This window comes from Alteribacter salitolerans (assembly GCF_016901055.1).
GTDB lineage: Bacteria > Bacillota > Bacilli > Bacillales > Salisediminibacteriaceae > Alteribacter > Alteribacter keqinensis.
Map to the genome: position 1 here is coordinate 15,842 of NZ_JAFEUX010000006.1, position 14,222 is coordinate 30,063.

15 protein-coding genes and 1 other annotated feature are annotated in these 14,222 nt (G+C 45.8%); all 15 genes read left to right on the forward strand.

The genetic code is table 11. From position 1 onward, the window contains the following. Positions 1–315: 315 nt before the first annotated feature. The 15 genes from cysE to rpoB all read left to right on the forward strand — a co-directional run bounded on the left by cysE (position 316) and on the right by rpoB (position 14,204). Positions 316–993 carry a serine O-acetyltransferase gene (cysE, locus tag JSY36_RS12635; protein WP_205166686.1) on the forward strand — a complete coding sequence of 226 codons (678 nt, stop codon included), beginning with the start codon at positions 316–318 and terminating at the stop codon, positions 991–993. Further along, the gene (gene cysS, locus JSY36_RS12640) at positions 983–2,383 is read left to right on the forward strand and encodes a cysteine--tRNA ligase (RefSeq protein ID WP_205166687.1); all 1,401 of its coding nucleotides are present in this window, start codon (positions 983–985) and stop codon (positions 2,381–2,383) included. The genes cysE and cysS overlap by 11 nt, the downstream gene beginning before the upstream one ends. A 3-nt stretch (positions 2,384–2,386) precedes the next feature. Further along, positions 2,387–2,806: a Mini-ribonuclease 3 gene (locus JSY36_RS12645; RefSeq protein WP_283234601.1), complete on the forward strand. Its 420-nt coding sequence runs from the start codon at positions 2,387–2,389 to the stop codon at positions 2,804–2,806. 4 nt (positions 2,807–2,810) lie between these two features. Then, positions 2,811–3,566 (forward strand): 23S rRNA (guanosine(2251)-2'-O)-methyltransferase RlmB, encoded by a 756-nt coding sequence (gene rlmB / locus JSY36_RS12650; protein ID WP_122901484.1) that lies wholly within the window; start codon positions 2,811–2,813, stop codon positions 3,564–3,566. Beyond that, positions 3,567–4,079, forward strand: a complete 513-nt coding sequence (locus tag JSY36_RS12655) for an NYN domain-containing protein (protein ID WP_122901486.1) — start codon at positions 3,567–3,569, stop codon at positions 4,077–4,079. It abuts the gene before it with no gap. A 303-nt stretch (positions 4,080–4,382) separates the two neighbouring features. After that, positions 4,383–5,021: an RNA polymerase sporulation sigma factor SigH gene (gene sigH / locus JSY36_RS12660; protein ID WP_122901871.1), complete on the forward strand. Its 639-nt coding sequence runs from the start codon at positions 4,383–4,385 to the stop codon at positions 5,019–5,021. A gap of 649 nt (positions 5,022–5,670) precedes the next feature. Further along, positions 5,671–5,820 carry a 50S ribosomal protein L33 gene (gene rpmG, locus JSY36_RS12665; RefSeq protein ID WP_122901488.1) on the forward strand — a complete coding sequence of 50 codons (150 nt, stop codon included), beginning with the start codon at positions 5,671–5,673 and terminating at the stop codon, positions 5,818–5,820. Positions 5,821–5,858: 38 nt separating this feature from the next. Next, positions 5,859–6,065, forward strand: coding sequence for a preprotein translocase subunit SecE (gene secE / locus JSY36_RS12670; protein WP_122901490.1), 207 nt, complete (start codon positions 5,859–5,861; stop codon positions 6,063–6,065). A gap of 69 nt (positions 6,066–6,134) precedes the next feature. Further along, a complete protein-coding gene (nusG, locus tag JSY36_RS12675) occupies positions 6,135–6,668 on the forward strand; it encodes a transcription termination/antitermination protein NusG (RefSeq protein ID WP_122901492.1) in 534 nt (177 codons plus the stop codon). Positions 6,669–6,850: 182 nt separating this feature from the next. Further along, positions 6,851–7,276, forward strand: coding sequence for a 50S ribosomal protein L11 (gene rplK / locus JSY36_RS12680; protein ID WP_142996816.1), 426 nt, complete (start codon positions 6,851–6,853; stop codon positions 7,274–7,276). A 170-nt stretch (positions 7,277–7,446) separates the two neighbouring features. Next, positions 7,447–8,142 carry a 50S ribosomal protein L1 gene (gene rplA / locus JSY36_RS12685; protein ID WP_122901494.1) on the forward strand — a complete coding sequence of 232 codons (696 nt, stop codon included), beginning with the start codon at positions 7,447–7,449 and terminating at the stop codon, positions 8,140–8,142. A 50-nt stretch (positions 8,143–8,192) separates the two neighbouring features. Then, positions 8,193–8,341, forward strand: a sequence feature (ribosomal protein L10 leader region). Positions 8,342–8,380: 39 nt separating this feature from the next. Further along, complete coding sequence (rplJ, locus tag JSY36_RS12690) at positions 8,381–8,881, forward strand: 50S ribosomal protein L10 (protein ID WP_122901496.1); 501 nt, start codon at positions 8,381–8,383, stop codon at positions 8,879–8,881. Between the two features lie 66 nt (positions 8,882–8,947). Next, positions 8,948–9,310 carry a 50S ribosomal protein L7/L12 gene (gene rplL / locus JSY36_RS12695; RefSeq protein ID WP_205166688.1) on the forward strand — a complete coding sequence of 121 codons (363 nt, stop codon included), beginning with the start codon at positions 8,948–8,950 and terminating at the stop codon, positions 9,308–9,310. A gap of 334 nt (positions 9,311–9,644) precedes the next feature. Next, positions 9,645–10,250 carry a class I SAM-dependent methyltransferase gene (locus tag JSY36_RS12700; protein WP_205166689.1) on the forward strand — a complete coding sequence of 202 codons (606 nt, stop codon included), beginning with the start codon at positions 9,645–9,647 and terminating at the stop codon, positions 10,248–10,250. Positions 10,251–10,661: 411 nt separating this feature from the next. Continuing rightward, a complete protein-coding gene (rpoB, locus tag JSY36_RS12705; protein ID WP_122901504.1) occupies positions 10,662–14,204 on the forward strand; it encodes a DNA-directed RNA polymerase subunit beta in 3,543 nt (1,180 codons plus the stop codon). Positions 14,205–14,222 lie beyond the last annotated feature (18 nt).

Below are 14,222 nucleotides of genomic sequence, written 5' to 3' on the forward strand. Positions count from 1 at the left end.
TTTGGAGCGAATGCGCGACACTCCTGCGGGAGGAGCGAGTTCCGGGGAGACCCCACAGGCGCAGCGCGCCGAGGAGGCTCCCGAACCGCCCGCGGAAAGGGAGCGTAATGAGCGGAAATCAACACGCCACTTTTCTTGGAGAGTTAACTTTTTCAGTGGCTTCGCCGGGCACGAGGAGGTTCACCGGAGACCCCGCGGAAAGGGAGCCAAAGGAACGAAAATGAACATCTGCCTTAACCAGAACCGGCTACTAAAAGTATTGATAAAGAAAAGACCATAAGTATTACTAGACAAGGACAAAAGGAGGTTTGACCATTGTTTAAAACACTTAAGAATGACATCGACGTGGTGATGGACCAGGATCCGGCTGCGAGAAACAGACTGGAAGTAGTCTTCAATTATTCCGGTGTTCATGCGATTTGGAGCCACCGTCTCGCCCACGGTCTCTGGAAGCGCCGGTTTTATTTTCTGGCACGCTTTCTGTCTCAATTCAGCCGTTTTCTAACAGGTATTGAAATTCACCCCGGTGCTAAAATCGGTCAACGCCTTTTTATTGACCATGGCATGGGTGTTGTGATTGGGGAAACGTGCGAAATCGGAAATAACTGTACGATCTATCAAGGAGTAACCTTAGGGGGGACGGGAAAAGAAAAAGGGAAGCGTCATCCGACTCTTGAGGATAATGTCCTTATAGCTACAGGAGCAAAAGTACTCGGATCCATGAGGATCGGGGAGAATTCGCGGATCGGTGCAGGATCGGTCGTTTTAAAAGAAGTACCTCCAAACTCTACTGTAGTCGGAATCCCCGGGAAGGTAGTCATCCAGGACGGCGTGAAGATCGGTCATGATCTGGACCACATTAATTTACCCGATCCGGTGTCAGATAAGTTCAGGGAGCTTGAAGAAGAAATGGCTCGCCTGAAGGAACATATAGCTGAGCTGAAGAAACAGGATCAATCAAGACTAAAAGGAGGCGTCTCACATGACAATTAAGCTCTATAATACACTCACCAGACAAAAAGAAGTGTTCGAGCCGATAGAAGAAGGCAAGGTAAAGATGTATGTGTGCGGACCGACTGTTTACAACTACATTCACATTGGTAATGCCCGGCCGCCGGTTGTTTTTGATATGATACGGAGGTTTTTTGAATACCGGGGTTATGATGTGAAGTATGTGTCTAACTTTACAGACGTAGACGATAAAATTATTAAAGCTGCAGAAGAGATGGGTGAGGACGTAACGGCTGTTGCGGAGAAGTTTATTCAAGCCTATCACGAAGACACCGGCGCTCTCGGCGTAAAAAAGGCAGACGAACACCCACGGGTCATGGATACGATGCCTGAAATTATTGAATTCATTGAAAGGCTTGAAGAAAAAGACTATGCCTATGAGTCTGGGGGAGATGTCTATTTCAGAACCCGTAAGTTTGACGGCTACGGCAAGCTCTCTCACCAGTCGGTAGATGATCTTCAGCTCGGTGCACGCATTGAAGTCGGTGAGAAGAAAGAGGACCCTCTTGATTTTGTACTCTGGAAAGGGGTAAAACCTGGAGAAATCTTCTGGGAGAGCAAGTGGGGCAATGGCCGTCCGGGGTGGCATATTGAGTGCTCGGCTATGGTAAAGAAGTATCTGGGGGATACGATTGATATCCACGCCGGCGGCCAGGATCTGTCATTCCCGCACCACGAAAATGAAATTGCCCAGTCTGAGGCATTGAATGAAAAGCAGATGGCCAATTACTGGATTCATAACGGCTATATTAATATCGACAATGAAAAAATGTCCAAATCACTAGGGAATTTTATTCTTGTTCACGACATTATTAAGAAGTTTGATCCTGAAGTGGTCCGTTTCTTTATCGTAAACAATCATTACCGGAGCCCGATTAATTTCAGTGACGCACAGCTTGCCAGTGCGAAAACGAGTCTTGAACGTATAAAGACCACGTACCAGAATGTCTCCCACCGCCTTACTGAAACTGCCGATCTCGGTATCGATGCAGAAAAGTGGAAGGGGCAGGTTGATGTACACCTTGAAACGTTCAATCGTGAAATGGAAGATGACTTTAACAGTGCGAACGCTGTCGCAGCGATGTTTGAGCTGGTCAAGACAGCAAACCTTTACCTTCGTGAAAAACAAACGAGCAAAAACGTTCTCTCTCATATTACAGAGGCCCTGGATAACATGGCGTATGTTCTGGGAATTAAGCTTTCGGAGAAAAACGAAATGCTGGACGAGGAAATTGACGCTTTGATTCAGGAAAGAATCGATGCACGGAAAAACCGTGATTTTGCCCGTGCCGACGAGATCCGGGATGACCTGAAAGAAAAAGGAATTATTTTAGAAGATACACCTCAAGGTACGCGCTGGAAGAGGGTGTAGGCAGTGAAACTCAATGCATCCGTTCAAGACGTGGATCAGTTAAACGGGCTCACCCTGGCATATATGGGGGATGGGGTTATGGAGATGTACGTCCGCTACCGCCTCATCGCCTCAGGTCAGGTGAAGCCCAATCAGCTTCATCGTGAAGCTACAAAATTTGTATCGGCCAAAGCACAGGCTAAAGTGATTATTGTCCTCCTTGAAGGGGAGGCTCTTTCGGAGAAAGAGCGTTCAGTCGCAATGAGGGGCAGGAATGCCAAGTCGGCAACGGTGCCTAAAAATACAGATGTATCAACGTACCGCTACAGTACGGGTTTTGAAGCCCTGTGCGGCTATCTTTACTTAAAAGAAGAACACGGACGTCTTGATGAAATCATGGTTCAGGCATTTGAAATCCTGACAGCAGACGAAGAAAGGAGGTAACAACATGTCAGAAAAACACGATATGATTGCGGGAAAAAATCCCGTCATTGAAGCATTGAAATCGCCCCGGCCCATTCATAAAATCTGGATTGCCGAAGGTTCCCAGAAAGGGCAGATGGGGAAGGTGATGGACCTTGCCAAGTCCAGAAAGGTCAATGTTCAGTTTGTGCCGAAAAAGAAGATTGACCAAATGGCTGACACAGCTCAGCACCAGGGGGTAATTGCCCAGGTCGCAGCTTACGAATATCAGGATATGGATGATCTATTTGCAGCAGCAGAAAAAAGCGGAGAACCTCCGTTCTTTCTCCTCCTGGACGAGCTTGAAGACCCTCATAACCTGGGATCTATCCTCCGGACAGCGGATGCGGCCGGTGCACACGGGGTCATCGTACCGAAACGCCGTTCTGCAGGACTGACTGCGACAGTGGCAAAAGCCTCAACAGGTGCAATTGAGCACATTCCGGTGGTCAGAGTAACAAACCTTGCCCGGACGATGGACGAGCTGAAAGACCGGGGGCTGTGGTTTGTAGGAACAGATGCTGCCGGAAATGAAGATTACCGGGAGACCGATTTTGATATGCCGGTCGGGCTCGTTATCGGCAGTGAAGGAAAAGGGATGAGCCGGCTTGTGAAAGAAAAGTGTGACTTTCTCGTCCAGATTCCAATGGCCGGTCATGTGACGTCATTGAATGCTTCTGTGGCAGCTGCTTTACTGATGTATGAAGTGTACCGCCGCCGTCATCCAAAAGGACAAGCATAAATGCGCCGTTTTTTACTCGTCGACGGGTATAACATTATCGGAGACTGGCCTGAGCTTAGGGTTATGCAGGGGAGCGACCTGGCAGGGGCGAGAGATGTCCTGATTGAAAAGATGGCTGAGTATCAGGCTTATACAGGGACAAAGGTCATGATCATTTTCGATGCCCATATGGTACCGGGTCTCGGTAAGAAATACTCCAATTACCGTCTTGATATTGTTTATACCCGGGAAAAAGAGACAGCAGATGAACGGATCGAAAAGCTGGTAAGATCTCTCAAACGCGTAGATACAGAAATTTCTGTGGCTACCTCCGATTTTGTAGAGCAGCGGGTCATTTTTGCGAGCGGAGCTCTAAGGAAATCTGCAAGGGAACTGAGGACAGAAGTGGCTGCCATTGAGAAAGGCATTGCAAAAGAGGTATTAAGTGTAAAGAAGAAAACGGCCAGGTCAAAACTGCCTATTACGGACGAAATGGCTGAAATTTTCGAAAAATGGCGTCGAGGTGAGCATTGAGCACCTTGACGCCATTTGTTTTTGTTTAGTATAATGTTTCTATATTTAGACAATTCAATCTGTTTAAAGAGGTTTAAGTGTGTTTGTTCAAACAGTGGCTGGCTTACAGGGAAACGAACCGGATTTATCCGGATGGTACCCCCGGATGGGGCGGAGCTATTCAACATAGCACCATAGCTTCTGTGATGAACGGCAACTTAAAAATTTTATGCGCTTACATCAAGATGGGTCGGTGCAGTCAACTCCCCTTTTTAATACAGAAAAAGAGACAGGGTCGGAGGGATCGCGGTGGCTTTAGACCTCATGGAAGCTGGACGGAATGTCAAGTTTGAAGGAATGGACGACGAAACCCTGGTGGAGTATGTCAGGGAGGGTGACAGCTCGGCACTTGAGTATTTAATTAATAAATACAAGAACTTTGTACGGGCGAAAGCGAGATCATACTTCCTGATCGGGGCAGACCACGAAGATATTGTCCAGGAAGGGATGATTGGTCTTTACAAGTCCATACGGGATTTTAAAGGAGACAAGCTTTCCTCTTTTAAAGCCTTTGCTGAGCTTTGCATTACGCGCCAGATCATCACAGCTATTAAGACAGCTACGCGGCAGAAACATATACCTCTAAATTCTTACGTATCACTGGACAAGCCTTTGTACGATGAAGAATCGGACAGGACATTGCTGGATGTAATCTGCGGGTCAAGGGTGAGTGACCCCGAAGAACTGCTGATCAATCAGGAAGAATTTGACGATATTGAAGTGAAGATGACGGAGATCCTCAGTGAACTCGAACGTCAGGTGCTCATGCTTTATCTGGACGGGCGCAGCTATCAGGAAATTTCAGCGGACCTTAACAGACATGTAAAGTCCATTGACAATGCCCTTCAACGGGTGAAAAGGAAACTGGAACGCTATGTAGAAATCAAAGGCGTGAAGTTATAAAAGCAGGGGTAGAATCCGACCCCTGCTTTCTTTACAAAAGCCAGTTTTCGCATCTTTTTCTGAAGGCTGTTGTTTTAAAAGCTTTTGTGCCTCTCAGGATTAATTCAGCAGATCCAGGCGGACGCTTTCCGCTGCCTTATGTTACATATACAAGGGCATTGTATATTGTTAAATCCACATGACTTTCAGATTTCTCTTTTATAAACACCATTCTTATTTTTATCAATGAATGTTGATGTAGCGGGAATGCCCGCAGACTCCTGGCGGTTGCTGGGGGCGAGGAGAGAACCCGCAACGACGAGCGCTTACTTCCAGGATATGCTTCGAGCTGCTTCGACGCAGGTAGCTTGGAACCCTTACTATCAGAGGAAGAAGCACAAGGGGGGTGGGCTCGCTGCGCAGGGCATTACGGCTGCATCCTGTATTTTCAGCTGGAAATAACGGTAAGGATACCACATTACTATAAAGACGATCACACTCACAATCTCTTAACAGAAAAGCGGCAGACTTTCTCTTACTCTTGTTATGAAATCGTTGAATCAAGGCGACAATGAAAAGGAAGGGACATTGACATCCCTTCTTTTATTATGATAAATTTATTAGGTATGTACATCTGTGCACATAGCTTTGTCATGCTAAGGAGTATACTATGTCAGCTAAAGTCGTTCTCTCATGTTCGGAATGTAAATCCCGAAACTATTCAACCACAAAAACGAAAGGCATTCATGCCGAACGTTTGCAAATGAAAAAACACTGCAAAACTTGCGGAAAGCATACAACCCATGTGGAGACGAAATAATTGTATATAAGTATAGATGAAGGTTGGAGGTGGCTTGTATGGCAGAAACAACAACATCAACAGCAAAAAAACCTGTAAAGTTCCTGAAAGAAGTTTCAACAGAAATGAAGCGGGTAACATGGCCGACGCGTAAGGAACTCGTTCGTTACACAGGCGTCGTTATTGCAACGGTTGCGTTCATCGCAGTATTTTTTGCAATTGTCGACCTTGGTATTTCTGAATTGATTCGTTTGATCCTGAACTAAAAGGATTTCAGAGTAAGATAGGTTTTAAGTTGCGTTTAGAGGAGGGAAGGACATTACGTCCTGATCGTCATGGAGAAAAATTGGTATGTTGTCCACACCTATTCAGGGTACGAGAACAAAGTTAAAACGAACCTGGAGAAGCGTGTGGAGTCGATGGACATGACTGACAAGATCTTCCGGGTTCTCGTTCCTGTAGAGGAAGAGACAGAAGTGAAAAACGGAAAGAGCAAGCAGGTAACAAAGAAAGTCTTTCCGGGTTATGTAATCGTAGAAATGGTAATGACAGATGACTCCTGGTATGTTGTCCGTAACACGCCTGGAGTTACAGGATTTGTAGGATCTTCCGGAGCGGGTTCGAAGCCGACGCCGCTTCTTCCTGAGGAAGTAGACGCAATCCTGCGTCAGATGGGTGTAGAACAGCCGAAAGCGGAAGTTGACTTTGAGCTTAAAGAGCCTGTTAAAGTAAAAGAAGGGCCATTTGCTAACTTTATTGGTACGATTGAAGATATCCATGTAGAGAAGCAGAAGCTCAAAGTACACGTTAATATGTTCGGTCGTGAAACACCGGTTGAGCTTGAATTTACTCAAGTTGAAAAGATTTAAGTCGATTCCTTTAAATGGAATATTAATTTCGACTTGATATTCATTTTCATAAGTGATAAAATTTGAATGTTGTTAATGACGTGAACATCATGTTCACGTTTTTTCCTGCAAACATGCAGGCATATGAGTGGGAGGGCATCATGCCCGGTATACCACATCACGGACTTAAGGAGGTGTGTCGCGTGGCTAAAAAGGTCATTAAAGTTGTAAAACTTCAAATCCCAGCTGGTAAAGCAAACCCAGCACCACCTGTTGGTCCAGCACTTGGTCAAGCAGGCGTGAACATCATGGGATTCTGTAAAGAATTTAACGCTCGTACACAGGAACAAGCGGGCTTAATCATTCCAGTTGAAATCACGGTATTTGAAGACCGTTCATTTACATTTATCACTAAAACTCCACCGGCTGCAGTGTTACTGAAGAAAGCAGCAGGAATTGAAACGGCTTCTGGTGAGCCGAACAAGAACAAGGTGGCAACGTTAAGTCGTGATAAAGTTCGTGAAATCGCGGAAACAAAAATGCCTGACCTGAACGCAGCTGATGTTGAAGCAGCAATGCGTATGGTTGAAGGTACTGCCCGTAGCATGGGAATCGTTATCGAAGGTTAATAGTACCCATGAAATGTAAGTAAGGTTGCGAAGCGGGGATTTTCTCCCGCCTGGAAAGTGTTGGGCGATCAGGGTGGCTAAGCCAATCTTATCGATTCCACGCCTCCGGGCTCGCAACCTTTATTAGTGGGAGGTCTAACCGCTAAAACCACAATCAAGGAGGAAATAACATGGCTAAGAAAGGCAAAAAGTTCGAAGATGCTTTGAAGCTCGTTGACCGCGAAAAAGCGTACGACGCGCAAGAAGCAATCGAGTTAGTAAAGAAAACGGCAACAGCTAACTTTGACGAAACTGTTGAATTAGCTGCGCGCCTTGGCGTAGATCCAAAGAAAGCAGATCAGCAGATTCGTGGAGCAGTCGTACTTCCAAACGGAACAGGTAAAACACAACGTGTACTTGTTTTCGCTAAAGGCGACAAAGCGAAAGAAGCAGAAGCTGCCGGAGCAGATCACGTAGGTGAAGAGGAGCTCATCAACAAAATCAACCAAGGTTGGTTCGATTTTGATGTAGTTGTAGCTACACCTGACATGATGGCTCAAGTTGGTAAACTGGGCCGTGTGCTTGGACCAAAAGGTCTAATGCCGAACCCTAAAACTGGCACAGTAACTTTCGATGTAGAAAAAGCTGTGAACGAAATTAAAGCTGGTAAAGTTGAATACCGCGTTGATAAATCCGGTAACATTCACGTACCAATCGGAAAAGTATCTTTTGATACAGACAAGCTCCAGGAAAACTTCCAAACAATGATCGATACATTGTTAAAAGCGAAGCCTGCAGCTTCTAAAGGAACTTACATGCGCAATGTTTCCGTTGCTTCTACAATGGGGCCTGGCGTAAAGGTAAACTCTTCCGCATTTAAACTTTAATCTTAGTGTTGACTTCTCTTTAGGGGAAGGATATACTGTTCAATAGTGATTTTCATAAAACACTCATACCGTAGACAGCAGGAGCGACTTGTCGCTTAATATCCTGCCGAGGTGAAATCATGATCAGATCCCTGCATTCCTGCAGGTTTTCGATACGTGTGCCTCCATGTCTGCGACGTGGAGGCCTTTTTATTTCTCCGGTATGAACCATTGATTCTATAGGAGGTGTCAGAACAGGATGAGCAAAGTAATTGAGCAGAAACAAGCTGTTGTCAGCGAAATTGCTGCGAAGCTGAAAGAAAGCCAGTCAACAATTGTTGTTGATTACCGCGGACTTGACGTTGCTGAAGTAACTGAACTTCGTAAGCAGCTTCGTGAAGCAAACGTAGACTTCAAAGTTTACAAAAACTCTATGACTCGTCGCGCGGCTGCTGAGGCTGGTCTAACTGAGTTGGACGAGCAGCTGGTAGGACCGACTGCAATTGCATTTAGTAACGAGGATGTTATCGCTCCTGCGAGAATTCTTAACAAATTCGCGAAGGATCACGATGCATTGGAACTAAAAGCAGGTGTCATTGAAGGGCGCATTGCATCTCTTGAAGAAGTTAAAGCACTCGCGGAACTACCATCCCGCGAAGGATTGCTTGGAATGCTTCTCAGCGTTATGCAAGCTCCAATCAGAAACTTTGCATTGGCTACAAAAGCTGTTGCAGAACAAAAGGAAGAACAAGGCGCGTAAATTTTACATGCCTGAAGTCAGCGTGACTTAAATTTAGAAACTTATAATAAATAGGAGGAAAGACAAATGACTAAAGAGCAAATTATTGATGCGATTAAAGAAATGTCTGTATTAGAACTAAACGATCTTGTTAAAGCGATCGAGGAAGAATTCGGAGTAGAAGCTGCTGCGCCTGTAGCTGCAGCTGGTGGCGGAGCTGGAGAAACTGTTGAAGAGCAAACTGAATTCGACGTAGTACTTGAGTCTGCTGGAAGCTCTAAAATCGGTGTGATCAAAGTGGTTCGTGAAATCACTGGCCTGGGTCTTAAAGATGCGAAAGCTCTTGTAGACGGCGCTCCTGCAGCAATCAAAGAAGGCGTTGCTAAAGACGAAGCTGAAGAAGTGAAAGCTAAGCTTGAAGAAGCTGGCGCTTCTGTCGAAGTTAAATAATACCGCTTGAATTCTTAAAAACTCGCTTTGGTTTTCCAAAGCGGGTTTTTTTACACTCAATAAATACGACTCTCCTGTAACAGGCTGACGGATTTTCTTTGCTGAAAGAAAGTCGTGTTAAGGAGAATGTTAATACTTCCCGGGAATCACTGGAAGTGATGCTCCCCCCCTCCCGCAGCTACACATGGATACTGGGGAAAACCAGAGACTCCTGCAAAAGGCGTGTTCTGTCCTGAGCATTTCCGTGAACAGGAATCAGGTCAAAAATTGTATCAACACGTTGTTTAGCAAGGCAGGAAGAAAAAACAACAGAACAACAGGCAGGTGATTGAAAATGGGTCACTATTATTCTGAAAAGCCGGATGTGGCAAGCGAACCTGAGAAGGTAGCGGTAACCGTCCGCGGACAAGACCTCTCTTTTATATCTGATCGCGGTGTTTTTTCAAAGGGAGACCTCGATTATGGAACACGCGTACTTTTGGAAGCTTTTGAGTTTCCTGAAGAAGAAGGACCGATTGCTGATATCGGATGCGGCTGGGGGCCGATAGGGATTTCACTGGCGAAAGAAGCTCCAGGACGTACCTTTGTAATGGTGGATATAAATGAGCGGGCCGTTAACCTTGCCAGACAAAACGCAAATCAAAACCAGGTTGATAATGTCAGAATAAAAGAAAGTATGCTTTTCTCTGAAATTAAAGATGAGAGATATGCTGCAGTTTTAACCAATCCGCCTATCCGTGCCGGAAAGCAGACTGTTCACCAGCTTTTTGAGGAAGCTTACGAACAACTGAAAGAAAACGGCGAGTTATGGGTTGTGATTCAAAAGAAACAAGGAGCCCCGTCTGCAAAAAAGAAGCTTGAAGAATTGTTTGGAGCAGGGGAAGTAGAGGTTCCAATAAAAGATAAAGGCTACTTCATTTTGCGCTGTAAAAAACATTGACTCGGATTTTTTATTATGTTAATGTTATTTAATGCGTATGTAAATGAAAAATAGGGTCAATGCGTTTAAATATAGGAGCTGTGTATAAAAAGGGTTATTTTGGACAAACTAGTAACGTCTTTTATGCTTACGGCATAAAAGGCTTTGAAAATACCCTTTTTTGTTTTTTTTTTAACTTTACTGTTTCAGTAAAACATGCACCTGTAAATTGACCTATTTGAAGCTCGGAGGGTGTCAAACGTATGCCCTTTGACTCATAGATGGGAATGTATTTTCATGTCTATGTTTAGCAATTGCGTCCCGGGGGCGAGGATAGCAGTATACAAGTTATTTTTGTGCTGCGCCGCAACCGGAAAAGTTTGGCGCTGTTGCTTTTCTTAATAAAAACGTTAGGTTTGAGGGGTGAATCAGTTGACAGGTCAACAAGTTCAGTATGGACGTCACCGCCAGAGAAGAAGTTATGCACGAATCAACGAAGTTTTGGAACTACCAAACTTAATCGAGATTCAGACAGCTTCTTATCAATGGTTTCTTGATGAGGGTATTCGCGAGATGTTTTCAGACATCTCCCCGATCGAAGACTTCACGGGTAATTTGGTTTTAGAGTTTATTGATTACAGCTTAGGAGAGCCAAAATATTCTGTCGAAGATTCAAAAGAGAGGGATGTTACTTATTCTGCACCTCTTAGGGTCAAGGTTCGCTTGATCAACAAAGAGACAGGGGAAGTAAAAGAGCAGGAAGTATTTATGGGAGATTTCCCACTTATGACCGAAACAGGGACATTCGTTATTAACGGTGCAGAACGTGTTATCGTGTCTCAGCTCGTTCGTTCTCCAAGTGTCTACTTTAACGACAAAATTGATAAAAACGGTAAAAAAGGCTTCGGCGCTACTGTGATTCCAAACCGCGGTGCGTGGTTGGAGCTTGAAACCGACGCAAAAGATGTCGTTTATGTGCGTATTGACCGTACACGAAAAATCCCGGTTACGGTATTACTCCGTGCTCTCGGGTTTGGAACTGATCAAGAGATCATTGACTTACTGGGAGAAGATGAATACTTACGTAACTCACTTGACAAAGACAATACGGACAGCTCAGAGAAAGCGTTGCTTGAAATCTATGAGCGCCTTCGCCCAGGAGAGCCACCAACAGTCGACAATGCCAAGAGTCTTTTAGAGTCCCGCTTCTTCGATCCGAAGCGTTATGACCTTGCCAATGTTGGTCGCTACAAAATGAATAAGAAACTCCATATTAAGGAACGTCTTTTCAACCAGCGTCTCGCTGAAACGCTTGTTGATCCGGACACAGGCGAAGTACTCGCGGAAGAAGGGGCTATGATTGACCGCCGTCTTCTCGACCGCCTTATTCCTTATCTGGAAAATAACGTTGGTTTCCGTCACTATACCCTTAATGGCGGTGTAGTGGATGAGGAAGATGTAGAACTTCAGTCTGTTCTTATTCACCCTCAAAACGGTAAAGAAGACGCTGAACCGATTCGCGTGATCAGCAATGGGGTTGTTGACCGCAGTGTGAAGAACATTACACCTGCTGACATCATCTCTTCTATTAACTACTTCTTTAACCTGCTTCACGGTGTCGGAAACACAGATGACATTGACCACTTAGGTAACCGTCGTCTGCGCTCTGTCGGCGAACTGCTTCAAAACCAGTTCCGTATCGGATTATCCCGTATGGAACGTGTCGTTCGTGAGCGTATGTCTATTCAGGATGCAAACATGATTACGCCACAGGCGCTAATCAACATCCGTCCGGTTATTGCATCAATTAAAGAGTTCTTCGGAAGCTCTCAGCTTTCTCAGTTTATGGACCAGACAAACCCGCTTGCAGAACTTACGCACAAGCGTCGTCTGTCTGCACTCGGACCTGGTGGTCTGACTCGTGAACGTGCCGGCTTTGAAGTACGAGACGTTCACTACTCCCACTATGGCCGTATGTGTCCGATCGAAACACCTGAGGGTCCGAACATCGGTTTGATTAACTCCCTTTCCAGCTTTGCGAAGGTAAACGAGTTTGGCTTCATGGAAACACCTTATCGTAAGGTTGACCACGAACGTGGTGCTGTGTCTGCCCAAATCGACTACCTGACTGCTGACGAAGAGGATAACTACGTTGTAGCCCAGGCTAACGCGAAACTCGATGATGAAGGTTACTTTATCGATGACAACATCATCTGCCGTTTCCGTGGTGAAAACATCGTTGTACCAAAAGACCGCGTTGACTACATGGACGTATCGCCTAAGCAGGTAGTATCTGCTGCGACAGCATGTATCCCGTTCCTGGAAAACGATGACTCCAACCGTGCCCTTATGGGAGCAAACATGCAACGTCAGGCCGTGCCGCTTCTTAACCCAGAATCCCCGATCGTGGGAACAGGAATGGAGTATGTGTCTGCCAAAGACTCCGGTGCTGCCGTTATTTCAAAATCAAAAGGCCGCGTAGAGCGCGTGTCCGGTAACTATATTCAGGTTCGCCGTATCGAAGAAGTGGACGGAAAAGAGATTGAAGGGGACGCAATTCGCTATAACCTTCAAAAGTTCATCCGATCCAACCAGGGAACCTGCTACAACCAGCGTCCGATCGTAAGTGAAGGTGACATCGTAACAAATGGTGAGATCCTTGCTGACGGACCATCAATGGAAAAAGGTGAAATGGCCCTGGGTCGTAACGTCGTAGTCGGATTTATGACTTGGGACGGTTACAACTATGAGGATGCGATCATCTTAAGTGAGCGTCTTGTAAAAGACGATGTCTACACATCCATTCATATTGAAGAATACGAGTCTGAAGCCCGTGATACGAAGCTCGGACCTGAAGAAATCACCAGAGATATTCCAAACGTCGGTGAGGATGCCCTTCGCAACCTCGATGACCGTGGAATTATCCGCGTGGGTGCTGAAGTGAAAGACGGAGATATTCTTGTAGGGAAAGTAACACCTAAGGGAGTTACCGAACTTACTGCAGAAGAGCGTCTCCTTCATGCGATCTTCGGTGAGAAAGCACGTGAAGTACGTGATACATCCCTGCGTGCGCCACACGGCGGTGATGGAATCGTTCTTGATGTGAAGATCTTTAACCGTGAAGACGGAGATGAGCTGCCACCAGGCGTGAACCAGCTTGTGCGTGTATACCTCGTACAGAAGCGTAAGATTCACGAAGGGGATAAAATGGCCGGCCGTCACGGTAACAAAGGTGTTATCTCCAAGATCCTTCCTGAAGAAGATATGCCTTACCTTCCGGATGGAACGCCGATTGACATCATGTTAAACCCACTGGGTGTACCATCTCGTATGAACATCGGGCAGGTACTTGAAATGCATATGGGTATGGCTGCAAAAGCCCTCGGTATCCACATTGCATCTCCGGTATTTGACGGTGCCCGTGAGGAAGACGTATGGTCTACGATCGCTGAAGCCGGTATGGCTGAAGATGCGAAGACGGTACTATATGATGGAAGAACCGGTGAACCGTTTGATAACCGTGTTTCTGTCGGTGTTATGTATATGATCAAGCTGGCACACATGGTTGATGACAAGCTTCACGCCCGTTCAACGGGACCATATTCACTCGTAACCCAGCAGCCGCTCGGTGGTAAAGCACAGTTCGGTGGTCAGCGTTTCGGTGAGATGGAGGTATGGGCACTTGAGGCATATGGTGCTGCTTACACCCTGCAGGAGATCCTTACTGTGAAATCCGATGACGTTGTCGGACGTGTTAAAACGTACGAAGCGATCGTGAAAGGTGAAAACGTACCGGAACCAGGTGTTCCTGAGTCGTTTAAAGTTCTTATCAAAGAGCTTCAGAGTCTTGGTATGGACGTGAAGATGCTTACCAGTAATGAAGAGGAAATCGAAATGCTGGAGCTGGATGACGAAGATGATCAGAACAACGACAAGTTGAATTTGAACCTAGAGTCCACTGAATCAAACGGTTAATGGCAGATCTTGAAAGTC